The 23,853-nt window shown below is 69.6% G+C and carries 25 protein-coding genes; 6 read left to right on the forward strand and 19 right to left on the reverse strand.

Annotation, left to right across the window (positions count from 1 at the left end; genetic code table 11):
- The first annotated feature begins 44 nt into the window (after positions 1-44).
- On the forward strand, positions 45-743 hold the full coding sequence (gene lexA / locus MTY59_RS25775; RefSeq protein WP_221043657.1) for a transcriptional repressor LexA: 699 nt from the start codon (positions 45-47) through the stop codon (positions 741-743).
- 17 nt (positions 744-760) lie between these two features.
- Here lexA and MTY59_RS25780 read toward each other — a convergent pair whose 3' ends face one another.
- The 8 genes from MTY59_RS25780 to MTY59_RS25815 form a co-directional block, all read right to left on the reverse strand.
- Positions 761-2,959, reverse strand: a complete 2,199-nt coding sequence (locus MTY59_RS25780; RefSeq protein ID WP_221046661.1) for a sunset domain-containing protein — start codon at positions 2,957-2,959, stop codon at positions 761-763.
- A 615-nt stretch (positions 2,960-3,574) separates the two neighbouring features.
- Entirely contained in the window at positions 3,575-4,735 is a 1,161-nt protein-coding gene (locus MTY59_RS25785) for an acyl-CoA dehydrogenase family protein (RefSeq protein WP_221043658.1), read from the reverse strand.
- 154 nt (positions 4,736-4,889) lie between these two features.
- A complete protein-coding gene (hflX, locus tag MTY59_RS25790) occupies positions 4,890-6,329 on the reverse strand; it encodes a GTPase HflX (protein ID WP_221043659.1) in 1,440 nt (479 codons plus the stop codon).
- Between the two features lie 46 nt (positions 6,330-6,375).
- The gene (gene dapF, locus MTY59_RS25795; RefSeq protein WP_221043660.1) at positions 6,376-7,248 is read right to left on the reverse strand and encodes a diaminopimelate epimerase; all 873 of its coding nucleotides are present in this window, start codon (positions 7,246-7,248) and stop codon (positions 6,376-6,378) included.
- 60 nt (positions 7,249-7,308) lie between these two features.
- A complete protein-coding gene (miaA, locus tag MTY59_RS25800) occupies positions 7,309-8,268 on the reverse strand; it encodes a tRNA (adenosine(37)-N6)-dimethylallyltransferase MiaA (RefSeq protein WP_221046662.1) in 960 nt (319 codons plus the stop codon).
- An 8-nt stretch (positions 8,269-8,276) separates the two neighbouring features.
- Positions 8,277-8,969, reverse strand: a complete 693-nt coding sequence (locus MTY59_RS25805; protein WP_221043661.1) for a class III extradiol ring-cleavage dioxygenase family protein — start codon at positions 8,967-8,969, stop codon at positions 8,277-8,279.
- A 54-nt stretch (positions 8,970-9,023) separates the two neighbouring features.
- Positions 9,024-10,001: a DMT family transporter gene (locus tag MTY59_RS25810; protein WP_221043662.1), complete on the reverse strand. Its 978-nt coding sequence runs from the start codon at positions 9,999-10,001 to the stop codon at positions 9,024-9,026.
- 237 nt (positions 10,002-10,238) lie between these two features.
- Entirely contained in the window at positions 10,239-11,168 is a 930-nt protein-coding gene (locus MTY59_RS25815) for a DMT family transporter (RefSeq protein ID WP_221046663.1), read from the reverse strand.
- A 324-nt stretch (positions 11,169-11,492) separates the two neighbouring features.
- Here MTY59_RS25815 and MTY59_RS25820 point away from each other — a divergent pair, with 324 nt between their 5' ends.
- Positions 11,493-12,821 carry a DUF349 domain-containing protein gene (locus MTY59_RS25820; protein WP_221043663.1) on the forward strand — a complete coding sequence of 443 codons (1,329 nt, stop codon included), beginning with the start codon at positions 11,493-11,495 and terminating at the stop codon, positions 12,819-12,821.
- Here the strand turns inward: MTY59_RS25820 and MTY59_RS25825 are convergent.
- The 4 genes from MTY59_RS25825 to recA form a co-directional block, all read right to left on the reverse strand.
- Positions 12,818-13,465, reverse strand: a complete 648-nt coding sequence (locus tag MTY59_RS25825; protein ID WP_221043664.1) for an Rv2732c family membrane protein — start codon at positions 13,463-13,465, stop codon at positions 12,818-12,820. The two genes, MTY59_RS25820 and MTY59_RS25825, sit on opposite strands and share 4 nt — an antisense overlap.
- Complete coding sequence (gene miaB / locus MTY59_RS25830) at positions 13,453-14,964, reverse strand: tRNA (N6-isopentenyl adenosine(37)-C2)-methylthiotransferase MiaB (RefSeq protein WP_221046664.1); 1,512 nt, start codon at positions 14,962-14,964, stop codon at positions 13,453-13,455. The genes MTY59_RS25825 and miaB overlap by 13 nt, the downstream gene beginning before the upstream one ends.
- A gap of 61 nt (positions 14,965-15,025) precedes the next feature.
- The gene (gene recX, locus MTY59_RS25835; protein WP_221043665.1) at positions 15,026-15,547 is read right to left on the reverse strand and encodes a recombination regulator RecX; all 522 of its coding nucleotides are present in this window, start codon (positions 15,545-15,547) and stop codon (positions 15,026-15,028) included.
- Positions 15,513-16,553 carry a recombinase RecA gene (gene recA, locus MTY59_RS25840; RefSeq protein ID WP_221043666.1) on the reverse strand — a complete coding sequence of 347 codons (1,041 nt, stop codon included), beginning with the start codon at positions 16,551-16,553 and terminating at the stop codon, positions 15,513-15,515. The genes recX and recA overlap by 35 nt, the downstream gene beginning before the upstream one ends.
- 240 nt (positions 16,554-16,793) lie before the next feature.
- Here recA and MTY59_RS25845 point away from each other — a divergent pair, with 240 nt between their 5' ends.
- Positions 16,794-17,459 (forward strand): (2Fe-2S)-binding protein, encoded by a 666-nt coding sequence (locus MTY59_RS25845; protein WP_221043667.1) that lies wholly within the window; start codon positions 16,794-16,796, stop codon positions 17,457-17,459.
- Between the two features lie 53 nt (positions 17,460-17,512).
- Positions 17,513-18,139, forward strand: coding sequence for a flavodoxin family protein (locus MTY59_RS25850; RefSeq protein WP_221043668.1), 627 nt, complete (start codon positions 17,513-17,515; stop codon positions 18,137-18,139).
- A 10-nt stretch (positions 18,140-18,149) separates the two neighbouring features.
- On the opposite strand, the gene MTY59_RS25855 is transcribed toward MTY59_RS25850, so the two are convergent.
- From MTY59_RS25855 to MTY59_RS25865, 3 genes are read right to left on the reverse strand one after another with little or no spacing between them, the layout of a single operon-like run.
- The gene (locus tag MTY59_RS25855) at positions 18,150-18,344 is read right to left on the reverse strand and encodes a DUF3046 domain-containing protein (RefSeq protein ID WP_415823016.1); all 195 of its coding nucleotides are present in this window, start codon (positions 18,342-18,344) and stop codon (positions 18,150-18,152) included.
- Positions 18,345-18,394: 50 nt separating this feature from the next.
- On the reverse strand, positions 18,395-18,667 hold the full coding sequence (locus MTY59_RS25860) for a hypothetical protein (protein WP_221043670.1): 273 nt from the start codon (positions 18,665-18,667) through the stop codon (positions 18,395-18,397).
- A gap of 49 nt (positions 18,668-18,716) precedes the next feature.
- Positions 18,717-19,883 carry a glycosyltransferase gene (locus MTY59_RS25865; protein ID WP_221043671.1) on the reverse strand — a complete coding sequence of 389 codons (1,167 nt, stop codon included), beginning with the start codon at positions 19,881-19,883 and terminating at the stop codon, positions 18,717-18,719.
- 50 nt (positions 19,884-19,933) lie between these two features.
- Between MTY59_RS25865 and MTY59_RS25870 the strand changes: the two genes are divergently transcribed.
- Complete coding sequence (locus MTY59_RS25870) at positions 19,934-20,365, forward strand: limonene-1,2-epoxide hydrolase family protein (protein ID WP_044485002.1); 432 nt, start codon at positions 19,934-19,936, stop codon at positions 20,363-20,365.
- Positions 20,366-20,374: 9 nt separating this feature from the next.
- Here MTY59_RS25870 and pspM read toward each other — a convergent pair whose 3' ends face one another.
- The 4 genes from pspM to pgsA form a co-directional block, all read right to left on the reverse strand.
- Entirely contained in the window at positions 20,375-21,184 is an 810-nt protein-coding gene (gene pspM, locus MTY59_RS25875) for a phage shock envelope stress response protein PspM (RefSeq protein ID WP_221043672.1), read from the reverse strand.
- Between the two features lie 10 nt (positions 21,185-21,194).
- A complete protein-coding gene (gene pspA / locus MTY59_RS25880; RefSeq protein WP_221043673.1) occupies positions 21,195-22,007 on the reverse strand; it encodes a phage shock protein PspA in 813 nt (270 codons plus the stop codon).
- 132 nt (positions 22,008-22,139) lie between these two features.
- A complete protein-coding gene (clgR, locus tag MTY59_RS25885; RefSeq protein ID WP_221043674.1) occupies positions 22,140-22,466 on the reverse strand; it encodes a transcriptional regulator ClgR in 327 nt (108 codons plus the stop codon).
- A 116-nt stretch (positions 22,467-22,582) separates the two neighbouring features.
- Positions 22,583-23,191: a CDP-diacylglycerol--glycerol-3-phosphate 3-phosphatidyltransferase gene (gene pgsA / locus MTY59_RS25890; RefSeq protein ID WP_221043675.1), complete on the reverse strand. Its 609-nt coding sequence runs from the start codon at positions 23,189-23,191 to the stop codon at positions 22,583-22,585.
- A 38-nt stretch (positions 23,192-23,229) separates the two neighbouring features.
- On the opposite strand from pgsA, the gene MTY59_RS25895 reads away from it, so the two are divergent.
- Complete coding sequence (locus tag MTY59_RS25895; RefSeq protein ID WP_415823019.1) at positions 23,230-23,772, forward strand: amino-acid N-acetyltransferase; 543 nt, start codon at positions 23,230-23,232, stop codon at positions 23,770-23,772.
- Positions 23,773-23,853: the final 81 nt, after the last annotated feature.

Below are 23,853 nucleotides of genomic sequence, written 5' to 3' on the forward strand. Positions count from 1 at the left end.
ACACATGTTTGATTCTGGTTCGCGGTGCGGCTACATTCATTGCCATGGGCGACAGCAACGACATCTCATCGGCCGGCCCCGACGGTCGGCTGCACTCCGTGGCCTCCTCGCTGACCGAACGGCAGCGCACCATTCTGAATGTCATCCGCGCCTCGGTCACCAGCCGCGGCTACCCGCCGAGCATCCGAGAGATCGGCGATGCCGTAGGTCTGACGTCGACGTCGTCGGTCGCGCATCAGCTGCGCACCCTGGAGCGCAAGGGATTTCTGCGCCGCGACCCCAACCGCCCGCGGGCCGTCGATGTCCGCGGGGCCGACGACGACGTGACGGTGCCCGCCACCGAGGTGGCCGGCTCGGACGCCCTGCCGGAGCCCACGTTCGTCCCGGTGCTCGGGCGCATCGCGGCCGGTGGGCCCATCCTCGCCGAAGAGGCCGTCGAAGACGTCTTTCCCCTGCCGCGCGAATTGGTCGGCGAGGGAACGCTTTTCCTGCTCAGGGTGGTCGGCGACTCGATGGTCGAGGCCGCGATCTGTGACGGCGACTGGGTGGTGGTGCGTCAGCAGAACGTCGCGGACAACGGCGACATCGTCGCGGCGATGCTGGACGGAGAGGCCACCGTCAAGACGTTCAAACGCGCCGGCGGTCAGGTGTGGCTGATGCCGCATAATCCGGCGTTCGATCCCATCCCCGGCAACGACGCGAGCGTGCTGGGCAAGGTCGTCACGGTCATCCGCAAGGTCTGACCCGACAGCAGGCCGAGTCAGTCGGCCCGGGTGAATCCGTTGGCCTGAGCGACTTCTTCACTCGACAGCCAGATTTCGGCGAGCGTGTCCTTGTACAGGTCGCTGCCCGGCGTGTAATACAGGCCGTAGCGCGCGCTCGCCTTGATCGGGTATCCGTCGGGCGCCTGGTACGGGTCGTCGAGCGGCAGGTGGATCGTGGGTCGCCCGTCCGGGCCCGCCAGGCCGTTCTCCGACGCGTCCGCGGCGTCCGCGGCGGCGTGGCGACCGCCTCGTGCCTGCGTCCCGGCCGCGACCGCGCCCGCGACGACGGCCGCCTCTGCCACGTCCGCTGCCGCCGGTGTGTCCGCCGCGGGCTCGACGTCCGGCTCCGGCGCCGCGAGGTCGGCGTATTCGTCCTCGGGCTCTGCGGCTTCCAGGGCGCCGCTCACGGCGTCGCTGTCCGGCGGGGTGTGCGGAACGGCGACGTCGGGATACTCGTCCTCCGAATCCACCTCTTCGGCGTAGCCGGCGTCAGGGTCCTCGGCGTCGACGTAGGCGGCGTCGTCCGCCGTCTCGGGTTCTGCGACGTCGGGAACGGCGTCGGTGTAGTCGGTGTAGTCGGCTCCGGCGTCGGAATACTCTGCCTCCGACAGCATCTCGTCGGAGACCACTGGGATGGAGTCGGTGTCGACGGCGTCGGGGTCATCGTCGGTGAACCCGTAGTCGCTTTCGGCGGGAACCTGGCGTTGCCAGCTGACCCGCCCGGCGCCGGGTTCGGGTTCGGGTTGGCGCGGCGGGCTGAGTGCGTACGCCTCGGCGTCGTGGTCGGATTCGTCGTGTCCCCAGCGTTCGTCGGCGTCGTAGGCGAAGTCGCCGCGGTGGTCGGGCGCGTAGTGCGCGCCATCCTCGTGCTCGGGCCGGCGCCGGCCGAACAGCATCCACACCAGCAGCACGAGCGACGCGAGCACCGGAATGGCGACCATCAGCCACCACCAGTGCCAGGTGAACTTGTTCGGGTGCGCCGGCATGGCCGAATTGCTCGGCTGGTTCTGACCGGACACCTGCAGCCCGGACAGCAGCGGCGCCAGGTTGGCCGGTTCCGTGCTGAACGTGTTCTTCGCGCGGTTCCACGAGATCTTGCCGCCGGTGAACTGCTGCGAAATCACGTCGCCGTTGACGGCCTGGTCACCGACGGGTGCGCCGAGTTTGCCGGCGGGGGCGCGCAGCTTGTCCCACGCGGCCTTCATCGCCCCGCGCACGACGAACGCGCCGCGGTCGGACGTCCAGAAGATGACCGGCTTGTCGGCCGCCGAGAAGGTGACGATGCGGCTGGAAGGACCGATGCCGCCGTCGGTTTCGTTGGTGGTGGGGAATCCCAAGTCGCTGCCGACAGGTCCGCCCAGCGACTCGTATTTGGCGAGAATGTCGCTCTCGACGGCGTTTGCGCCGGTGGCCGGGGTGAAGAAGACCTTGCCACCGGCGAAGTTCTGGGCGATTCCGTCACCGCCGACGGGATATTGCCCGCCCTGCTTGGCGCCCAAGGGTCCCGTGGGTCCGCCGGCCGCGCGCCAGGCCGTGTTGATCGCGGCGGTGGGATCGATCGCCACCTGCAGGCCCTTCAACTGGTCGGCCAGCGCGGGCGGTTCGGTGGTGAACTGCTTCGTCTGCCGGTTCCACGAGACCTGCCCGCCGCTGAACTTCTGCGAGGACACCTCGCCGTTGTAGGTCTCGTCACCCACCGGCACGCCGAGAACGCCGCCCGAGCTGCCCAGCTTGTCCCATGCGGTGTTCAGGGCGCCGCGCACCACGAACGGGCCGTGCTCGGGCGTCCAGAAGATCACCGGCTTGTCGCTGGCCGAGAACGTGATCACCCGGCTGTCCGGGCCGGACAAACCGGGCACCTCGTTGATGGCCGGGAAGCCCAGATCGCTGCCGGCCGGCCCGCCGAGCTGCTCGTACTTGTCCAATACGGGCCCGTAGGCGAATTTGGCCCCGGTGGCCGGGGTGAAGAACATCTTGCCGCCGTCGAAGTCCAGGACGAAACCGTCCCCGACGGGGTACACATCGCCCTTGCGGGCGCCCAGCGGTGAGGTGTCGCCGCCGGCCTTGTCCCATGCGGCCATCATCGCCGCCTCGGCGTCACCAATCGGACTCGCTACCGCGGTGGGGGCCAGCAACACGGCGGCCAGTGCTGTGGTCGTCAAGCTGACCAGCGCGCTCCCGATCAGGTTGCGCATGTGACCTCTCTGCACCTTCACCAAGCCTCCCAGCCGGCGGATATGGCTCTATCTGCGGCTATGCCCTTACCTGCATAACCGGCGAGTGAGCGGTTCTTGCGCGGAAAATCGACCCACGCACGATCGGCCTTATCGCCGGGCTCGCACAACTTTGCTCCAGCCAACAAGAAATGCGAAGTCAAATCACGAATTTTACAAAAACGGATACCACACCGATGTCGAAATGATGCCTGCCCACGGCCCAATCGCGACCCACTGCGGCAACGTTCGCGCGGTGTTGCGGATAACGCACCGAAAGGCGGCGGGAACGCGGAAGCGACTAACACCGCCGGACTGCCGACTCGCACAGCGGAATTGCATCGGATACGCCCGCGCAGGGCGCATGAGCCGTCGCCGGCGCCGCGGTGATGGGCCTGGCCACGTGTGATGACGCGGTCGGCACAGCGGAAACACATGCGCCGACGGTACGCGAGCCATCGAAGGCATTCGCGCGCTCTACCCCGCCGCGACGGACCGATCACGCATCGGTCAGTTCACCGGCAATAGCGCAGCGCGAGTTGACCGCCCGAATGTTCGTCGCGCCCTTTTCCCGCCCGCTATCCAGCAAACGAAACGCTATACGCCGAGGCTGCGGCCGATGATTTCCTTCATGATCTCGGTCGTGCCGCCGTAGATGGTTTGTACCCGGGCGTCCAGATAGGCACGGGCAACGGGGTATTCGCGCATGTAGCCGTAACCACCGTGCAGTTGCAGGCAGCGGTCGATCAGGTGCACCTGCTTTTCGGTGCAGTACCACTTGGCCATCGCGGCCTGTTCGGCGGTCAGCTTGTGGTCCAGGTGCAGGCGGACGAATTCGTCGACCATCATGCGGACCACGGTCGCCTCCGTCGCCAGCTCGGCGAGCACGAAGCGGCTGTTCTGGAAGCTGCCGATCGGCTTCCCAAATGCCTTGCGCTCCTTGGTGTATTCCAGGGTCTGCTCCAGGACCTGCTCCATGGCCGCGGCCGCCATGATGGCGATCGAGATGCGTTCCTGCGGCAGGTTCTGCATGAGGTAGATGAATCCCATGCCCTCCTGGCCCAGCAGGTTTTCGGCGGGCACCTTGACGTCGGTGAAGGACAGTTCGGCGGTGTCCTGGGCGTCCAGCCCGATCTTGTCCAGGTGACGACCGCGCTCGAAGCCCTCCATGCCGCGTTCGACGGCGAGCAGCGAGAAGCCCTGGGCGCCCTTTTCCGGGTCGGTCTGCGCGACCACGATCACCAGATCGGAGTTGATTCCATTGGTGATGAACGTCTTTGAGCCGTTGAGCACGTAGTGGTCGTCCTGCTTGACCGCACGGGTCTTGATGCCCTGCAGGTCGCTACCGGTGCCCGGCTCGGTCATCGCGATCGCCGTAATCAGCTCTCCGGTGCAGAATTTCGGCAGCCAGCGCTGCTTCTGCTCCTCGGTCGCCAAGGCCAGCAGGTACGGCGCGACGATGTCGTTGTGCAGGCCGAAACCGATGCCGCTGTAGCGGCCGGCGGTGGTCTCCTCGGTGATGATCGTGTTGTACCGGAAGTCCGGGTTTCCGCCGCCGCCGTACTCTTCGGGCACCGCCATGCCGAGGAAGCCTTGCTTGCCGGCCTCGAGCCACACACCGCGGTCGACGATCTTCGCCTTCTCCCACTCGTCGTGATAGGGCGCGACGTGGCGCTCCAGGAAGCCCCGGTAGGACTCACGGAACAGGTCGTGCTCTGGCTCGAAAAGCGTGCGCTGGTATTTGATGGCGCTGCTCATGGAAAGACCTCCGGCGACTGGGGATTCTGCAGCCCAAGATATACCAACCGGACGGTTGGTAGGCAGACGGCGGGGTCGCCTACCCTCGCCTCGAGGGGGTGGGACGGGGCCTGCGCTGCACGGATCGCCCGAGATACCCGGGGCGGACGCGCGGTCAGTCGGCCGAGAACTCGCGCAGCCGGCCGGCCAGCGACACCGGGACCCGGGCCCGGATGCGGGTGCCCTCGGCGTTGTGCTCCTCCTGCTGGACGCGCCCGTCGGCGTGCATGCGGGCCACCAGGTCGCCGCGGTGATACGGGATCACCACGTCGACGGCGGTGTCGGCCGGGACGGCGAGCTCGGCGATCCGGCGGCGCAGGGCGTCGATGCCGTCGCCGGTGCGCGCGGACACGAACATGGCGCCCGGCAGGGCGTGACGAAGCTTGGCCAGCGTCAGATCGCTTGCGGCGTCGACCTTGTTCACCACCACCAGCTCCGGCGGCGCGGCGCCGTCGTGGTGGGTCCGGTAGTCGGCGACGACTTCGGAGATGACCTGGCGGACCGCGTTGATCTGCGCCAGCGGGTTGACGTCGGAACCGTCGACGACGTGCACCAGCAGATCGGCGTCGACGACCTCTTCCAGCGTGGAGCGGAAGGCCTCGACCAGCTGGGTGGGCAGGTGCCGGACGAATCCGACGGTGTCGGTGAGCACGAACGGACGGCCGTCCTCGAACTCGGCGCGCCGGGTGGTGGGCTCCAGCGTGGCGAACAAGGCGTCCTGTACCAGCACCCCGGCACCGGTCAGCGCGTTGAGCAGGCTCGACTTGCCGGCGTTGGTATAGCCGACGATGGCGATCGCGGGAAGGTCGCTGTGCACCCGCCGGCTGCGCTGGGTGTCGCGGACCTGCTTCATGTCTTTGATCTCGCGGCGCAGCTTCGCCATCCGCTCGCGGATGCGCCGCCGGTCGGTCTCGATCTTGGTTTCACCCGGACCGCGCAGGCCCACGCCTCCCCCGCTGCCGCCGGCCCGGCCACCGGCCTGCCGGGACATCGATTCACCCCAGCCGCGCAGCCGCGGCAGCATGTATTCCATCTGGGCCAGCGCGACCTGCGCCTTGCCCTCCCGGCTGGTGGCGTGCTGGGCGAAGATGTCCAGGATCAGCGCGGTGCGGTCGATGACCTTGACCTTGACGGCCTTTTCCAGGGCGGTCAGCTGCGCCGGGGACAGCTCACCGTCGCAGATGACGGTGTCGGCTCCGGTCGCCAGCACCACCTCCCGCAGTTCCTGCGCCTTGCCCGAGCCGATGTAGGTCGACGGATCGGGCTTGTCGCGGCGCTGGATCAGCCCTTCGAGCACCTCGGAGCCGGCGGTCTCGGCCAGGGCGGCCAGCTCGGCCATGCTGGCCTCGCTGTCCGCGGCGGTGCCGTCGGTCCACACACCCACCAGGACGACCCGCTCGAGCCGGAGCTGGCGGTATTCGACTTCGGAGATGTCGGTGAGTTCGGTCGACAGGCCGGCGACACGGCGCAGCGCCGACCGATCTTCGAGGGCGAGTTCGCCCGTGCTGGGCTCCGGGATTGCCGGAGCGTGATCACGAAATTCTGGTTCTGTCATAGGCAATAAACGATGATGCACGCGAAAACGGCGTCGTGCACCTGAATTAACGTTGCTGTGCGCGCCACCATTCCTCGCTGAGTTCTCCTTGGGCTACCAGTACGGACGGTCCTCGCAGGAAGCTGGTGGCGTCGGTGATGGTGACGACGACCTCGCCGCCGGGCACGCGAACGGTCAGGGCGCCGGTGGTCGCACCGGCACTAGCCAGCGCGGCCACCGCGGCCGCGACGGTTCCGGTGCCACACGAGCGCGTCTCGCCGACTCCGCGCTCGTGCACGCGCATGTGCACCGTCCCGTCGGCCGGTGCGGTGACGATCTCGACGTTCACCCCGTCCGGAAACTGGGCGGCATCGAAGCTCACCGGCGCGGCCACGTCCAGCGCGGCCAGCGCGTCGGCCGTCAGTTGTGGGTCGACACAGGCCAGGTGCGGATTGCCCACGTCGACCGCCAGGCCGGAGAACCGCCGGCCGCCCACGACCGCGTCGCCGGGTCCCAGCGTGTTGCCCTTGCCCATGTCGACGCTGATGTCGGCGGTGGTCGCGTCGGCGCGATGCACCGCGACCGGCCGCGGACCGGCCAGCGATCCGACCACGAATTGGTCGCGGGATTCCAGGCCGCTGACGCGCAGGTAGTGCGCGAAGACCCGCACGCCGTTGCCGCACATCTGGGCGACGGACCCGTCGGCGTTGCGGTAGTCCATGTACCAGTCGTCGGGGCCCACGCCGTCGGGCACCCGTTCGAGCACGCCGGCCGCCAGCGCCGCGCTGGCGGTGGTGACCCGCAGCACCCCGTCGGCGCCCAGCCCGCGGCGCCGGTCGCACAGCGCGGCCACCCGTGCCTCGGTGAGGCTCAGCTCGGCCTGCGGGTCCGGCAGCACCACGAAGTCGTTCTGGGTGCCGTGGCCCTTGGCGAAGATCATGTGCGCCACTCCTCGATCCTGGCTGCGCCAACATCATCGTCGTCGGCGCGGATCACCTGTTCAGGGTACTTGGCGCCAGGCCCGCACGGTGGCGTCGACGACCGCGCCGCCCGCGGCCGGGGTCGCGGCGCCGACGTCGAGCCATTGCACCCGGTGATCTCGGCGGAACCAGGATCGCTGGCGCCGGACGTAGCGCCGGGTGCCGACGAAGGTCTGCTCGCGCGCGTCCCGCAGTTGATCGGCGCCCGGGCCCGCCGGACCGCTTTCGTCCAGCGCCGTCAGCACCTGCGCGTAGCCCAGCGCACGCGACGCGGTGACCCCGTCGCGCAGACCCCTGTCCAGCAGCGCGATCACCTCGCCGACCAGACCCATGTCGAACATGGCGTCGGTGCGCCGGGCCAGCCGCTCGTCAAGAAGCGTCGTGTCGCAGTCCAGTCCGACAATGGCGGTGTCCCATCTGGGGGCACCGATCCGCGGCGCGGAGGCCGCGAACGGCTGACCGGTCAGCTCGACGACTTCCAGGGCCCGCACCGTGCGCCGGGCGTCGGTGGGCAGGATGGACGCGGCCGCGGCGGGATCGCGGCGGGCCAGCTCGGCGTGCAGTTCGCCGACCCCGCACTCGGCGAGCCGCTGTTCCCAGCGCGCGCGCACCGTGGGATCGGTGGCCGGAAACGACCAGTCGTCGAGCAGCGACTGGATGTAGAGCATGGAGCCGCCCACGATGATCGGCACCGCGCCCCGGTCCGCGATCGCTTCGACGTCGGCCGCGGCGGCGCCCTGATAGCGCGCGACGGTCGCGGTCTCGGTGACGTCGAGGACGTCGAGCTGGTGATGCGGGATGCCGCGGCGGGCGCCGACGGGCAGCTTGGCGGTGCCGATATCCATGCCGCGGTAGAGCTGCATCGCGTCGGCGTTGACGATCTCGGCGCGGACGCCGAGCCGCTCGACCCGTTCCGCGAAGTCGAGGGCCAACTGCGACTTGCCGGTGCCGGTGGGGCCGATGATCGCCAACGGGCGCACGGCGGCCGTCACGGCTGCCAGGCACCGGCGAAGTAGCCCACCCCGTAGGGCGCTCCGCGGTACAGCTCCTTGGCCGATCGGGGCCCGGGCTCGGCCAGGCCGGCCAGCACCTGAAATGCGACTCGGCCGTGGATCTGCTGCGGCAGGCGGCGCAGCGCGGCGATGTCGCCGCCGGCCAGCGCGTCGTCCAAGGCCTGCTGGGCTTCGGCGTTGTCCGGGTCGTATCCGCCGGGGGCGGCCGGTGTCAGCGTGTTCGCGCCGTCGGCGACGACCAGCACCCCGACCGGCTCGGCCAGCCGGTCGATCTCGGCGCGCAGGTGTCTGCCCTGGGTCAGCGCGGTGTCGGCGTCGTGGTCGGCGCGGTAGACGCGGACCTGCGCGCTGGCGTGCGGCTGCGCCTGGCCGCGCACCCACCCGGCCAGCAGCGCGCAGATCGGCAGTGCCGCCGACGGGGCCGCCTCGTCGGCCTGCGGGGAGAGCCGGACGCGGACGTCCGCACCGAAGCCCGCGAAGGTGCCCACCGCGTCGGGACCCAGCACGTCGTCGTCGAGTCCCGCCCCGATCGCCACCCAGCGGTCCGGTAGCAGCGCGGCCGCGGCAAGCGTCGCCGCGGCCAGGTCGGCCAATTCGGCGACGGCCGTCCCGGCGAGTTCGGGGACAAGGACCGGCGCCGACGGGACGATCGCAATGGCGCTCAGCACGCCACCAAACTAACGCGGCGGCCCGGCACTAGTGCGGCGTGCCGGGATCTGACGTCACCGGCGGAAGCTGTCCGCCACGACCAGACGGTTACTGAAGGGACCGAAGTCGTTGTCTTCGGTCATCTCTCGGGTCTGGATTTCTCGCGGGGCACCACCTGACCCCCGCTCGGCCTGGTCGATGGTGGCCGCTTCGCCGCGCGCCAGCGCGATCGTCGCGATGATGACCACGGCCACCGCCCCGATCAGCACGAACGCCCTAGGGCCGCTGGTGTTCATCGTCTCGCCCAGCACCAGAACCCCGAGCAGGCCGGCGACCACCGGCTTGGCCACCGTCATGGTCGGCAGCGACGCGGTCAGCCCGCCGGCGCGGAAAGCCGACTGCTGGAAGATCATCCCGGCGAGGGCCGCCAGCAGCCAGGGCACGAACTCCGGCGACGTCAGCACGGCCATCGGCCCGTTCTCTGACATCTCGACGACGCCCTTGGTCAGCACCGCGAACAGCGCCAGCGAGGAACCCGCCACCACCGCGAGCAGCACGGCCGAGAAGGGTCTGCCGGACCAGCGCCGCGCCGCCACCACGCAGGCCACCAGCAGCGGGATCATGACCATGGCGACGATGAGCCAGGTCTGCAGCAGCCCGCGCTGTTCCCCGGCCGTCGGGTCGCCGACGATGATGACGACCGCCAGCCCGGCGGCCAGGATGAGCGCCCACATCCACTCGCGGGCCTTCACCCGGTGACCGGCGAGCCGAGCGTAGATGGGCAGCGCGAACAGCAGCGCCGTGACCTGCAGCGAGGTCACCATGACGACCGAGCCCCACGCCAGGGCGGCGGCCTGCAGGCTGTAGTTGGTGATCGCGGCCAGGCCGCCCAGCCACCACCGGGTGTCCCGGAGCGACATGCGGAACAGCTCGAGGTGGCCGACCTGCTTGTCGGTGACCTCGTGCGCGGAGCGCTGCCGGACGACGTCGCCGACCGCCGATGCCAGCGCCGCGCACAAGGCTAGTAACGCTGCGACATCAACTTTCGACATTTTCGACCCCTCCGCCTCACGACCGTTCGACCAAGCTTTCCCCGAGGCGCAGGCAAATACACGCACAATTTGCGTTCAGTTCAACTACAAATTTATGACGTTCCACACGTTGCTAACTGCGCCGCAGGTAACCGTTCAACTAGTACTTCAGCAATCTATGTAACGCGTGGGATAACTCTAAGAGAACTACACAGGCAGGGGCGCGCGACAACTAAGGCCGTTCGCTGCCAGCCCTTTTCACGCCTCGCCCGCCGCGCGCGATGGGATCAGCGTCACAACATCGCTTTGATGGTCCGGCGCGTCGTCGGCCGCGTTCAGGGATGCGGCCTCTCCGCGGGCCAGGGCGGTGGTCGCGACGACGACCACCACCACCGCGGCGACCAAGACGATGACCGCGGGGCCCTTGGCGCCGAGCGTCTCACCGAGCACGGTGACGCCCAGCACCGAGGCGACCAGCGGCTCGGCCACCGTCATCGTCGGCAACGACGCGGTGAGCGCGCTGGCCCGAAACGCCGACTGCTGGAAGATCGTCCCCAGCACCGCGACCAGCAACCAGCCGTACAGTTCCGGGGCGCGCAGGAGGGCCCCCGGCCCGTCCGGCAGCACGTCGACGACCGCCTTGGTCAGCACAGCGAACAACGCCCACGACGACGCCGACACCAGCGCCAGCAGCACCGCGGCCAGCGGGCCCGACCAGAGGCGCGCGCCCAGCACGCAGAACGCCATCGCCGGGCCGATCACCATCGCGACCACCGCCCAGGAATCCAGCGACGCCCGCTGGTAACCGGCGGCCGGCTCGCCGACGATGACGAAGACCGCCACCGCGCCCGCCAGCAGGACCGCCCACACCCACTCCCGCCGGCTCAATCGGTGCCTGGTCAGCCAGGCATACACCGGCAGGGCGAAGAGCAGCGCGGTCACCTGCAGGGCCTGCACCAGCACCACCGAACCAAGGCTCAGCGCCACCGCCTGCAGCGTGAAGCTGGCCACCGCCGCGATCCCGCCCAGCCACCACCGGACGTCGCGCAACGACATTCGCAACAGCTCGAGGTGGCCCACCTGTTGGTCGGTGATCTCCTGCGCCGAGCGCTGCCGGATCACGTCGCCGACGCCCGACATCAGCGCGGCGATCACCGCGAGGAGCGCAGCAATATCCACCTTGGCGATGGTGACCTCCCATCGACGTGCGACCCCGACGAGAGCCGAAGATAACGCTCACCAGGGTTCGACGAACTCCGATGCGGTGACGCGATTAGCACGACGGTACCCGCCGACGCGGAGACGGCGCGGGGTGCCGCGCGGGCGCCGGGTTGGTCGGAATGGCAAGGTGGCGGCGCATGCCGGAGCAAGCTGCTTGAATACTGGTTAAGCAGCTGTTGGAAGAACCCTGCCCGGGGCATCCAGCAGAGGCAGGAGACGGTGCCGCTACGCGCGGCAGGCGCGCGGGGCACGGACCGCGCGGAAGGGTTGTGAAAGGGTAGTGACGAGCGCATGACGGCTGACGAGCCTCGCGACGATTCAGCTCGGCCCGCGCCGCGTCCGGGACCGCGGCCCGGTCCCCGGCCGACACCGCGGCCCCCCACCGCGCACCCGCTGGTGGTGCCGCCGCCCAGCAATCCGCACCGGTTCGGGCGCGTGGACGACGACGGCACGGTGTGGCTGATCAGCTCCGCCGGGGAGCGCATCGTCGGCTCCTGGCAGGCCGGCGATCGCGACGCGGCGTTCGCCCACTTTGGCCGGCGCTTCGACGACCTGGCCACCGAGGTCACCCTGATGGAGGAGCGCCTGACCTCCGGGTCCGGTGACGCGCGCAAGATCAAGGCGCACGCGGCCGAGCTGGCCGAGTCGCTGCCGACGGCGGCCGTGCTGGGCGATGTCGATGCGCTGGCGGGACGCTTGACCACCATCGCCGAGCACGCCGAAGCGGCCGTCGCCGCGGAGCGCTCCCGGCGCGAGGAGCATCGCGCCGCCCAGACCGCCCGCAAGGAGGCGCTGGCCGCGGAGGCCGAGGAGTTGGCCGCCAACTCGACGCAGTGGAAGGCGGCCGGTGACAGGTTCCGCGCGATCCTCGACGAGTGGAAGACGATCAGCGGGGTGGACCGCAAGGTCGACGACGCGCTGTGGAAGCGCTACTCCGCGGCCCGGGAGGCCTTCAACCGGCGGCGGGGAGCGCACTTCGCGGAGCTGGACCGGGAGCGCTCGGGGATTCGCCAGGCCAAGGAACGGCTGTGCGAGCGGGCCGAAGCGCTGTCCGACTCGACCGACTGGGCCGCCACCAGCGCCGAATTCCGCAAGCTGCTCACCGAGTGGAAGACGGCCGGCCGGGCGACCCGGGAGGTCGACGACGCCCTGTGGCGGCGTTTCAAGGCGGCCCAGGACGTGTTCTTCGCCGCCCGCAACGCGGTGACGGCGGAGAAGGACGCGGAGTTCCGGGCCAACGCGACCGCCAAAGAGGCGCTGCTGGCCGAGGCGGAGAAGCTGGACACCAGCAACCACGACGCCGCCCGCGCGGCGCTGCGCACGATCACCGACAAGTGGGACGCGATCGGCAAGGTTCCGCGGGAGCGGTCCGCCGAGTTGGAGCGCCGGCTGCGCGCGGTCGAGAAAAAAGTGCGCGACGCCGGCGACACGGGCTGGTCGGACCCGCAGGCGCAGGCCCGGGCCGAGCAGTTCCAGGCCCGCGCCGAGCAATACGAACAGCAGGCGCAGAAGGCCGCGGCGGCGGGCCGCACCAAGGAAGCCGAAGAGGCCAAGGCCAACGCCGAGCAGTGGCGACAGTGGGCGCAGGCGGCCGTTGAGGCGCTGACCCGCAAGCCCTAGCGCCCGTCAGACCCCGTTGTCCCTGGGTCGTCGCGGGTCTCCGCGGTGGTGGGCGTGGCCGGATCGTCCAGGCTGTCCAGCAGGGTGACCGACTGCTGCGCCGCCGCGACGCGGCGCCGCTGCTCCTCGGCGGCAAGCTGCACGATGGTGCGCGACCAGACCACGCGGGCCCAGTGGTAGGTGAGCACCAGCACGGTGAGCCAGGCGATGATCAGGCCCCAGCCCGGCCCCGGGTGCCCCGCGGCCACGGTCTGACGCGACCAGATCGCCAGCATGCCCGCGGCGCCCGCGATGGCCGTGCCCGCCAACGCAACCCAGGCCAGCGCCCAGCGCCGCGTCACCAGCGCCAGCATCGAGAAGCCCACACCGAACACCAGCGCCAGCCAGGCGAACACCCGCGACGGCAGGCCGACGGCGGCCGCGCCGGCACCGTGGCTGCCGAACAACACGTCCCAGCCGCGCACGTCACCGGTGTGCGGCAAAACGAACGACGCCAGCAGCACGAACACCAGGATCGACACGAAGAAGGCCCGCGGGCCGGGGTCGATTCCGCGGGCCACACGGCGTTCGGCGGCCTCGATCTCGCTCCGCAGGGCGCCGAGTTGTACGTCGTCGTTGTTCGTCTCTTTTTTCACAGCGCACATCCAAGGGGTTCGGCCGGGCCGGCGGGCGGCCCGACGGCGGGCATGCCAAGGCCGATACCGCGAGGGCGCTGCCCGGCGGCCTGCGCGTCACCCGCCCGGGTGCGGCGATGCGTGACGACGCCCGCGTCGGCGATGAGGTGGTGGGGTGCGGCCCCGGTGATCACCGTGGTGATGATGTCGCCGGGCCTGACGTCCCCGGGGGTGTCGACGGCAAAGTGCACCAGCCGGCCGTCCCGGGCCCGCCCGGTCATGCGGGCGGTGCGGCTGTCCTTGCGCCCTTCGCCGGTGGCGACCAACAATTCGACGGTCTGGCCGATCAGGGCCCGGTTGCCCTCCAGCGAGATCCCCTCCTGCAGCTCGATCAGCCGGTCATAGCGTTCCTGCACAACGGCTTTCGGGATCTGCCCGTCGAGCTCAGCGGCCGGGGTACCGGGCCGCTTGGAGTACTGGAAGGTGAACGCGGCCGAGAACCGGGCCTGGCGTACCACGTCCAGCGTGGCGGCGAAGTCCTCTTCGGTCTCACCGGGGAACCCGACGATCAGGTCGGTGGTGATCGCGGCGTGCGGCATGGCGGTCCGGACGCGGTCGATGATCCCGAGGTAGCGCTCGGCGCGGTAGGACCGTCGCATCGCGCGCAGCACCCGGTCGGACCCGGACTGCAGCGGCATGTGCAGGGCGGGGCAGACATTCGGCGTCTGCGCCATGGCCTCGATGACGTCGTCGGTGAATTCCGCCGGATGCGGCGAGGTGAACCGCACCCGCTCCAGGCCGTCGATGTCGCCGCAGGCTCGCAGCAGGCGGGCGAAGGCGCCGCGGTCGCGGGGCAGGGCCGGGTCGGCGAAGGACACCCCGTAGGCGTTGACGTTCTGCCCGAGCAGCGTGACCTCGAGCACGCCGTCGTCGGCCAGCGAGGCGACCTCGGCCAGGATGTCGTCGGGGCTGCGGTCGACCTCTTTGCCGCGCAGCGACGGGACGATGCAGAACGTGCAGCTGTTGTTGCACCCGACTGAGATGGAAACCCAAGCGGCGTAAGCGGATTCGCGTGCGCTGGGCAGCGACGACGGAAACTCCTGCAGCGCCTCGGCGATTTCCACCTGGGCGACCTTGTTGTGCCGGGCGCGCTCCAGCAGCGTGGGCAGCGACCCGATGTTGTGGGTGCCGAAGATGACGTCGACCCAGGGCGCCTTGTGCAGCAACGCGTCCCGGTCCTTTTGGGCCAGGCAACCGCCGACGGCGATCTGCATCTCGGGATTGCCGCGCTTGCGCGGCGCGAGGTGGCTGAGGTTGCCGTACAGCTTGTTGTCGGCGTTCTCGCGCACGGCGCAGGTGTTGAACACCACCACGTCGGCGTCGGCGCCCTCGGGCGCACGCCGGTACCCGGCCGCTTCCAGCAGACCCGCCAACCGCTCCGAGTCGTGGACGTTCATCTGGCAGCCGTAGGTGCGGACCTGGTAGGTGCGCGCCGGCGCGGTGTCCGCCGCCACGGTCTCTCGCACCATCGAAGTCACGGGGCCATGGTACGGCGACCGGTCGGCGCGTGAGAAACCGCACGTCACCGGCCTAGACCCGGCGGCGCTCCCGCTCGGCGGCCAACTCGGCGAACACCACCTCGCACGCCATGTTCTGGCTGTAACCCCGCCGCGCCAGCATCCCCACCAGCCTGCGGGTCACCCGCGCGTCGTCGTCGTTCAGCGTCTCGCGGCGCAGCTTGGACCGGACCAACTGTTCCGCCCGGTCCCGCTCGGCGCCGGCGTCGATCCCGGCCAGCGCCGCGGTGATCACGTCGTTGTCGACACCCTTGGTGTGCAGCTCGGCGGCCAAGGCGCGCTTGCTTTTCCCGGCGTGCGCCCGGCGGGACTGCACCCACTGCTGGGCGAAGTCGGCGTCGTCGATCAGGCCGACGGCGTCCAGCCGGTCGAGCACCCGTTCGCTGACGTCGTCGGGATAGCCGCGTTTGGCCAGCCGGCCGTGCAGCTCGGCCCGGGTGCGCGCTCTCGCGGTGAGCAGGCGCAGGCACAGCGCCCGTGCCTGCTCTTCGCGGGAGGGCTCAGAAGTCGACGGGGGCGGGCAGGACGTCGTCATCGGTCACGACCGCGCCAATGCCGAGCTTTTCCTTGATCTTCTTCTCGATCTCGTTGGCGACTTCGTCGTTTTCCTTCAGGAAGGTGCGGGCGTTCTCTTTGCCCTGGCCGAGCTGCTCGCCCTCATAGGTGAACCAGGAGCCGGACTTGCGGATGAAGCCCTGCTCCACACCCATGTCGATCAGCGAGCCTTCCCGGCTGACCCCGTGGCCGTAGAGGATGTCGAACTCGGCCTGCTTGAAGGGCGGCGCCACCTTGTTCTTGACGATCTTGACCCGGGTGCGGTTACCGACCGCGTTGGTGCCGTCCTTGAGCGTCTCGATCCGGCGCACGTCCATGCGCACCGACGCGTAGAACTTCAAAGCCTTTCCACCCGTGGTGGTTTCGGGGCTGCCGAACATCACGCCGATCTTCTCGCGCAGCTGGTTGATGAAGATCGCGGTGGTGCCCGAATTGTTCAGCGCGCCAGTCATTTTCCGCAGGGCCTGGCTCATCAGCCGGGCCTGCAGCCCGACGTGGCTGTCGCCCATCTCGCCTTCGAGCTCGGCGCGCGGCACCAGCGCGGCCACCGAGTCGATGACCAGGATGTCCAGGGCGCCGGAGCGGATCAGCATGTCGGCGATCTCGAGGGCCTGCTCCCCCGTGTCGGGCTGGCTGACCAGCAGGGAATCGGTGTCCACCCCGAGCTTCTTGGCGTAGTCGGGGTCCAGGGCGTGCTCGGCGTCGATGAAGGCGGCGACGCCGCCGGCGGCCTGGGCGTTGGCCACCGCGTGCAGGGCGACGGTGGTCTTACCCGAGGATTCCGGGCCGTAGATCTCCACGACCCGGCCGCGGGGCAGCCCGCCGATGCCCAAGGCCACGTCCAGTGCGATGGACCCGGTCGGGATGATCGAAATCGGCTGACGCGTCTCGTCGCCGAGACGCATCACCGAGCCTTTTCCGTAGCTCTTTTCGATCTGGGCCATCGCCAGTTCGAGAGCCTTCTCGCGGTCGGGGGCTTGCGCCATGGTGTCTCTCCTATAGTCGGTATTCGTCTGACCGGTATCGGTCGGTTGTCGGTGACACTAGAGAAGCCCACCGACAAGTTGACTGGCCGAACGTTCCCCACAGTAGCCGAACAGGTGTTCGATTCAAGTTCGACACGCCGGATGCGCAACCTCTGTGGCAGCATCGGCTACCGCAAGGCGCCACCGACGCGTCCTCACGGCAATCGGGGCGGATTTCGGTCAAGAGGCGGTCGCAAAACAATGGACATCTCCGCCGAGCTAGCCGAAATCGCTTCCTATGGGGGCTTTTTCGCGCTAACCGTGGGTGGTGACGCGACGGGATGGCATCCGGTTGGACGGTCCTACACCGATGGCTGCGCCGACCTGATCGACGCCACCGTCCGGCGCTACCGCACGAACGACCTGCGGATCGGCGCCTCACTGGTTCACCTCGGCCACGCCACCCGGCTGTGGTCACCGGTGCTCGCATGCGCGATCGGTCACGGCGTCGTGCCCGACCTCGAAAACCTGCAACGCGCCGATGGCGGCGCACAGCTACGGCTGCCCCAACCGCTCGGAGAATCCATCACCTCGCCCGCGCCCGAGGTGCTGTATCGCATCGTGGTGACCGAACACATGCGGCCGCTCGCCGCCGGCCTACCGGTCAGGCTGGCACCCGCCCTGCTCGCGGGCAACATCGCATCCGCGCTGGTCGGAGCCGCGCAGGCGCTGCTTTCGGCGCGGCCCGACCTGCGGTCGGCGATTGTGCAGACGACCCGGTTGCTGCTGGACACCGGGATGATGGCCGGATCCGGTGTCCTGCGCGGGCCGCAGCTGGTCTTCCGGCGTCGCAGCTGCTGCCTTTTTTACCGGCTGCCCGCGGGCTCGCTGTGCGGCGACTGCGGGCTGCATCGGACACGGTGGTAGGGCAGACGAAGCGGGCGTCGTTTGCCGTCGGCGCGTCAGGGTATCTGGCCCACATGTCCTCAGCCGCAGCGCAACCTTTGCGCGCCATCGCCCTGGTCTGCTCGTTGAAGAAGCGCCCGGCGCCGTCCAGCAGCGAACTGCTCGCCGAGCAGGTGCTCGACCAGCTGCGAAGCGCGGGCGTCGAGGGTGAGACGGTGCGATGCGTCGACCTGACCCTGCTGCCCGGCGTCGAAGCCGACATGGGGCCGGGCGATGAGTGGCCGGCGCTGTTGAACAAGATCAAGGCGGCCGACATCCTCGTCCTGTCAACACCCACCTGGGTCGGTCACATGTCCAGCGTGGCGCAGCGCGTCCTGGAGCGCCTCGACGCCGAACTGTCCGACACTGACGACGCGGGACGGCCGGCGATGGTGGGCAAGGTGGCCCTGGCCGCGGTCGTGGGCAACGAGGACGGCGCGCACAAGATCGTCGCCGACCTGTTTCAGGCGCTCAATGACATTGGATTCTCGATCGCCGCGCAGGGCTGCACCTATTGGAACGGCGAGGCCATGCAGGGCACGGACTACACCGACCTCGACGACGTGCCGGAAGCTGTCGCATCCGCCACCGGCAATGCGGTCCGCAACGCCGTACACCTGGCCACGGTGTTGCGGCAGAACACGTACCCCGCATACGAATAGTGCGCCGGGATCACCACTGTTCGGCAGGCACGTCGAAGTCCACGCACAACGCCCGCCAGACGTCGCGGGGCTCGATCCCGGCCTCGATGGCCTGGGCCGCCGTGCGTCCGTCGAAGCCGGTCAGCACGTGATCCACCAGGACCGAGGACCCGTAGGTGGTGCCAAAGCGCAGGACTACCCGCTCGTGAAACTCCGTTAGCCGCACGCCAGTCAACATACCCAGCCCACAGGCATCGGACACCTGAGCGCGAAGCGCTACCGCCAGCTGGCCGGCAGATCGATGATGTGGTTCGGGCAGTCCTCTTGGACCGCAATGGACATCACGTCGCGCGCGCGTTGGGCCGACATGGTGGCGCGCAACTGCATGAAGGCGTATTCGGCCGGCGCGAGTCCCTGTTGGGTGGCGGCCGGATCGTCCATCAGCTGGCAGGCCTGCTGTTCCTCGGGACTGTCGGCGTGCGCGACGGCCGCGCCGGCCAGCGCGCCCGCCAGCAGGGCGCCGGCGGCGATTGTCGTGGTGATCCTCATCGGGTGCCTCCCGCCGAAGCATAAGGCGACCCGGGCGGCGCGCTGCGGATCATCCGGCCACCGCCAGCGCGTCGTGGCACACCCGGACCGGGTCGGCGACGTCGGCGATGCCGGCGGCCGCCCCCTGCGCCGACGCGCGGTAGCCCGGCGACGACAGCACCTCGTCGACCGCGGCCACCAGCGCGTCGGCGGTCAGCGGCCGGATCAGCCGAGCGCTGCCCTGGCGCTGCACCCGATTGGCGATCTCCCATTGGTCGCCGCCGCCGGGCACCACCACCAACGGCACGCCGGCCAGCAGCGTCTTGGCCACCATGCCGTGGCCGCCGCCGCAGATGACCAGGTCGGCATGCGCCAACAGCTCGTCCTGGCGTCCCAGCCCGACCGTCGCCCACGGCGGCACCGTCAGTTCCGGTCCGTCCAGCCGCGACACCAGCAGCCGCGACTGGACCGGCAGGGTCTTCCCCGGCGTCAGGCACCCGAGTGCGACCTCGGCGAGGCCCTCGGTGCCGATCAAGGCGGTCGACGGCGCGATGACCACCACCGGCCCGGAGCCGGCCGGGATCTCGAGGATCCGGTCGGTCGGTTCGAAGTGCAACGGCCCGACGACGACGGCCTCGGCGGGCCAGTCCGGGCGGGGAACCTCCAGCGCGGGCAGCGTCGCGATCAGCCGGCGCAACGGCCCGGGATCGCGCGCCGGCAAGCCGATCTCGACGCGCGAGTTCGCCCGCTGCTGCAGGCCGGTGCGCACGGATCGCGCGGTCAGCGCCCGCATCATGGCGTCGCGCAGCCGGCCCCGGATGCCGGTGCCCGGCGCCAGCCCGCTGCCGATCGGCGGCAGTCCTTTCGACGGCAGGTAGAGCGGGTGCGGGTTGAGTTCGATCCACGGGATGCCCAGCAGCTCGGCGGCCATGCCGCCGCCTGCGGTGATGACGTCGGACACCACCAGGTCAGGCGCCAACTCGCGCAGCGCGGGCACGTTGAGCACGGCCATCCGCGCGGCGCGGCGGTGGATCCTGGCCCCGGCGTCGACGTCGTCGTCGGTGGCCGCCAACCCGTCCAGCGCGGCGGCGTCGATCCCGGCGCCGCGGGCGGTGTCCAGCCATTCGGCGCCGGTGAACAGGATTGGCTCGTCGCCGGCTTCGGCGAAGCGCCGGCACAGCGCGATCGCCGGGAACGAGTGCCCGGGATCCGGCCCGGCGACCACGGCGACGCGCATCGTGCTTACCCTGCCACAGCGCCCGGTTGCCACGCGCCTACGCTGGCAAGATGACCGAGCTGACTGGGACAACCGTTGCGAACACCCGCACGGTCGAAGGATTTCTGAACGCCCTGCAGGACGCGGATTACGACGCCGCCGACGCCGCGCTGGCCGACGATCTCGTCTACGAAAACGTCGGCCTGCCCACCATCCACGGCCGGGCCAGGGCCATCAAGCTGTTTCGCCAGATGGAGGGCCGCGCCGCCTTCGAGGTGAAGATCCACCGCATCGCGGCCGACGGCGGCGCGGTGCTCACCGAACGCACCGACGCGCTGATCTTCGGCCCGCTGCGGCTGCAGTTCTGGGTGTGCGGCGTGTTCGAGGTCCAGAACGGGCGAATCACGTTGTGGCGGGACTACTTCGACTTCTTCGACATGCTCAAAGCCACCGCGCGCGGCCTGGCGGCGCTGGTGCTGCCGTCGCTCAAGGCGACCTTCTGACCCCGGCGCCTACCCGGTCCCGCGCAATCCGCCGAGTTCGTCGAACGCCTGCGCCCAACCGACCAGGCGATCGGTCGCCCCGGCCAGCTCGGTGCGGTAGTGCTGCGCTGCGGCCGATCCGTCACCATTCGCCGACGACACCAGTTGCGCTGCCGCGGTGACCATTTCGTTGTACTGACGGACGCCTTCACCAAGCTGAGCGGTGAACGCGTTGATGGTGGGCACCAGATACGATCGCGATGCTTCGGCGGTCTGTGCCGCCCGCTCCAGCGACACCACCTGCGCGGCGGTGGACGCCATCGCCGCCGAGGACTTGCTGGCGGCCGCGGTCAAGTCACGGAGCTCTGCGGCCGGCAACATCGCCCCCCGCTCCATCACGGCCATCAACGAAGAAAATCCTCGTTCCGAGGCGCCCAGCGCATACATCGCGGGTCGCGCGGCCGAACCCGGCGGCGGCAGCCGGCGGACATTGGCGGGCCGGCTCGCCGGCAGCGGCTCCGACCGCAGACTCAGGTAGCGAGCCAGCAACAGCGTTCCCAAAAAGGCCTGTGCGACCGCGATGGCGCCGGTGATCTCCAGCAGCAACGCGAACCAGCCCCAGGCCGCCAGCAGCATCGTCACCACAGCCCAGAACAAACACCCGGCTGCAAATATCACGCCCCAGCGCAGTGCACGGCGACGGCGGCGCAGCTGCCGTGCGCGGGGGTCTGCGGCCGCGCTGATCTTGCGGGCCACCAGGTCAGAAAGGTCAGCAGCGGTGGCCAATCCGTGGTGCAGCAACGCGCGCCAAGGCCCGTGCTGGGTTGCGTTCAGCGCCATGACACTTCGGTTACTGACCAAGTGGCTTCTCGGGGACCGGGGCGCCGGCGCTCTCGGCGGACGTCGTCCCGGCGGCCGGCGTCCCGCCCGTCGGCAGGGCCTCACCACGCATCGAGGCGCGAATCTGCTCCAGGCGGGAGTGGCCGGCCATCTGCACGCCGGCCTGCTCGACCTCGAGCATCCGGCCCTGCACCGAACCCTGCGCGAGCTCGGCGGCCCCGATCGCGTTGGCGTATCGCCGCTCGATCTTGTCGCGCACCTCGTCGAGGCTGGGGACGTTGCCGGGGGCGGCCAGATCGCTCATCGACCGCAGCGAGGCGCTCACCTGCTCCTGCATCTTGGCCTGCTCGAGCTGGCTGAGCAGCTTGGTGCGCTCGGCGATCTTCTGCTGCAGCACCATCGCGTTCTGCTCGACGGCCTTCTTGGCCTGCGCGGCCGCGCCCAGCGCCTGGTCGTGCAGCGTCTTGAGGTCTTCGACGCTCTGCTCGGCGGTCACCAGCTGGGCGGCGAACGCCTCGGCGGCGTTGTTGTACTCGGTGGCCTTCGCGGCGTCACCGGCCGCGGTGGCCTGGTCGGCCAGCGTCACCGCCTGACGCACGTTGACCTGCAGCTTCTCCACGTCCGCCAGCTGGCGATTGAGCCGCATCTCGAGTTGGCGCTGGTTGCCGATCACCTGGGCGGCCTGCTGGGTCAGCGCCTGGTGCGCGCGTTGCGCTTCCTCGATGGCCTGCTGGATCTGCACCTTGGGGTCTGCGTGCTCGTCGATCTTGGCGTTGAACAGCGCCGTGAGGTACTTCCACGCCTTGACGAACGGATTGGCCATGAGTTAGCTCCACCTTCGCTACTTGAGGATCCGGATGGTCCCCGGAGGGGCCTGAGGGGCTCCGCGCCTGTCGCTCAATTTAATGGGTCGGCGCCGATCGCCCCACCCCTTACGCGGGATCGGTACCGGCACTCAGGCCAGCGCCAACGACGCCACCGGCGGGATGACGACCTTGATGCTGGTGCCGCTCGCCCCGTCCGCGGCAGCGCCGACGGCCGCCTGCTCCTCGCTGGCCATCCGCTCGCCTGCATGGGTGAGAACCGACGACAGCGGGATGTCCAGCGCGTCGCAGATCGCGTTCAGCAGCTCGCTGGACGGCTCCTTGCGGCCGCGCTCCACCTCGGACAGGTAACCGAGGCTCACCCGCGCCGAATCGGACACCTCACGCAGCGTCCGGCCTTGTGTCGTGCGGGCCTCGCGCAGCACGTCGCCGATGACCTCTCGCACCAATGGCGGCATCCCGCCCTCCTTCGTCCAGTCGGCCCTGCGCGGCACGTACTCAGCTTGCCTCCGGCAGGTGCTCATTAGGTGAACGCCGACGGCGGGGGTCTGGTTCCCGCCGGGTGCCGCCGAAATCAGCCGGGCGTGCGGCGCACTTCCCGGACGGTCGACACGACGTAGTCGATCCCGGTGATCACCGTCAGCACGATCGCCGCGCCCATCACCACCGCCGCGATCACCCGGAACGGCCCCGGTGTTGCCGCCCAGGGCAGCACGAACAATCCGATTGCCAGCACCTGCACCACGGTCTTGACCTTGCCGCCCCAGCTGGCCGGAATGACGCCGCGGCGGATCACGGCCAGCCGCAGCACGGTGACCCCGAACTCGCGGGTCAGGATCAGCACCGTGACCCACCACGGCAGTTCACCGAGCATCGAGAGCCCGATCAGCGCCGACCCCACCAGGGTCTTGTCCGCGATCGGATCGACGAACGCGCCGAACTCGGTCGCCATGCCGTAGTTGCGGGCCAGCAGGCCGTCCAGCCGATCGGTGATGCAGGCGGCCGCGAAGATGACGAAAGCCACGACGCGGAAACCGTTTTGGTGGCCGTCGCCGCCGAAGAGGGCGAGCAGGAAGATGGGCACCAGCACGAGCCGCAACAGGGTCAGCGTGTTGGCGAGATTGGCGATGTTCGCGCGGCCTGGCGGTCCAGTTAGCGGACCCGTCTGCGGCTGCCCCGACACGGCAACAGAATAACGGTTGACCAGCGCGCCCGTCCGAGATGTCGATACTGTTAGCCGTGAGCAGAAGTCCGCAGCGCCCTCGGCCGCTGGTTCGGCGCGCGCGAACGTCCGACGTGCCGGCGATCAAGCACCTGGTCGACACGTACGCGGGAAAGATCCTGCTGGAGAAGAACCTCGTGACGCTCTACGAGGCTGTCCAGGAGTTTTGGGTGGCCGAGCACCCGGATGTTCCGGGCCAGGTGGTCGGTTGCGGCGCGCTGCACGTGATGTGGTCGGACCTGGGCGAGGTCCGCACCGTGGCGGTCACCCCGGCGCTGACCGGACACGGCATCGGCCACGCGATCGTCGACCGGCTGCTCGAGGTCGCCCGCGAGCTGCAGTTGAAGCGGCTGTTCGTGCTGACGTTCGAGACCGAGTTCTTCGCACGGCATGGATTCACCGAGATCGAGGGCACGCCGGTCACCGCCGAGGTGTTCGAGGAGATGTGCCGCTCCTACGACATCGGCGTCGCGGAGTTCCTGGACCTGAGCTACGTCAAGCCGAACATCCTCGGCAACTCACGGATGCTGCTGAGGCTCTAGCGGCGATCGCAAGCGCGGCGTAGCCGGGCGCAGCGGGTCGCCGCCATCGGAGTAGCGGCGATCGCAAGCGCGGCGTAGCCG

It is taken from the genome of Mycobacterium senriense, assembly GCF_019668465.1.
In the GTDB taxonomy this organism is placed as follows: Bacteria; Actinomycetota; Actinomycetes; order Mycobacteriales; family Mycobacteriaceae; genus Mycobacterium; species Mycobacterium senriense.

Bases quoted from the DNA above. Each gene is read 5' to 3' on its own strand.
- MTY59_RS25820 (WP_221043663.1), top strand. From the start codon at position 11,493: ATGACGGCTGACGAGCCTCGCGACGATTCAGCTCGGCCCGCGCCGCGT.
- MTY59_RS25845 (WP_221043667.1), top strand. From the start codon at position 16,794: ATGGACATCTCCGCCGAGCTAGCCGAAATCGCTTCCTATGGGGGCTTT.
- recX (WP_221043665.1), bottom strand. From the start codon at position 15,547: ATGACGACGTCCTGCCCGCCCCCGTCGACTTCTGAGCCCTCCCGCGAA.
- hflX (WP_221043659.1), bottom strand. From the start codon at position 6,329: ATGACAGAACCAGAATTTCGTGATCACGCTCCGGCAATCCCGGAGCCC.
- recA (WP_221043666.1), bottom strand. From the start codon at position 16,553: ATGGCGCAAGCCCCCGACCGCGAGAAGGCTCTCGAACTGGCGATGGCC.
- pspM (WP_221043672.1), bottom strand. From the start codon at position 21,184: ATGGCGCTGAACGCAACCCAGCACGGGCCTTGGCGCGCGTTGCTGCAC.
- pspA (WP_221043673.1), bottom strand. From the start codon at position 22,007: ATGGCCAATCCGTTCGTCAAGGCGTGGAAGTACCTCACGGCGCTGTTC.
- MTY59_RS25860 (WP_221043670.1), bottom strand. From the start codon at position 18,667: ATGAGGATCACCACGACAATCGCCGCCGGCGCCCTGCTGGCGGGCGCG.
- MTY59_RS25870 (WP_044485002.1), top strand. From the start codon at position 19,934: ATGACCGAGCTGACTGGGACAACCGTTGCGAACACCCGCACGGTCGAA.
- MTY59_RS25780 (WP_221046661.1), bottom strand. From the start codon at position 2,959: ATGCGCAACCTGATCGGGAGCGCGCTGGTCAGCTTGACGACCACAGCA.
- MTY59_RS25810 (WP_221043662.1), bottom strand. From the start codon at position 10,001: ATGTCGAAAGTTGATGTCGCAGCGTTACTAGCCTTGTGCGCGGCGCTG.
- MTY59_RS25825 (WP_221043664.1), bottom strand. From the start codon at position 13,465: ATGTGCGCTGTGAAAAAAGAGACGAACAACGACGACGTACAACTCGGC.
- dapF (WP_221043660.1), bottom strand. From the start codon at position 7,248: ATGATCTTCGCCAAGGGCCACGGCACCCAGAACGACTTCGTGGTGCTG.
- MTY59_RS25785 (WP_221043658.1), bottom strand. From the start codon at position 4,735: ATGAGCAGCGCCATCAAATACCAGCGCACGCTTTTCGAGCCAGAGCAC.
- lexA (WP_221043657.1), top strand. From the start codon at position 45: ATGGGCGACAGCAACGACATCTCATCGGCCGGCCCCGACGGTCGGCTG.
- miaB (WP_221046664.1), bottom strand. From the start codon at position 14,964: ATGGTGCGAGAGACCGTGGCGGCGGACACCGCGCCGGCGCGCACCTAC.
- clgR (WP_221043674.1), bottom strand. From the start codon at position 22,466: ATGCCGCCATTGGTGCGAGAGGTCATCGGCGACGTGCTGCGCGAGGCC.
- MTY59_RS25850 (WP_221043668.1), top strand. From the start codon at position 17,513: ATGTCCTCAGCCGCAGCGCAACCTTTGCGCGCCATCGCCCTGGTCTGC.
- MTY59_RS25865 (WP_221043671.1), bottom strand. From the start codon at position 19,883: ATGCGCGTCGCCGTGGTCGCCGGGCCGGATCCCGGGCACTCGTTCCCG.
- MTY59_RS25895 (WP_415823019.1), top strand. From the start codon at position 23,230: ATGTCGATACTGTTAGCCGTGAGCAGAAGTCCGCAGCGCCCTCGGCCG.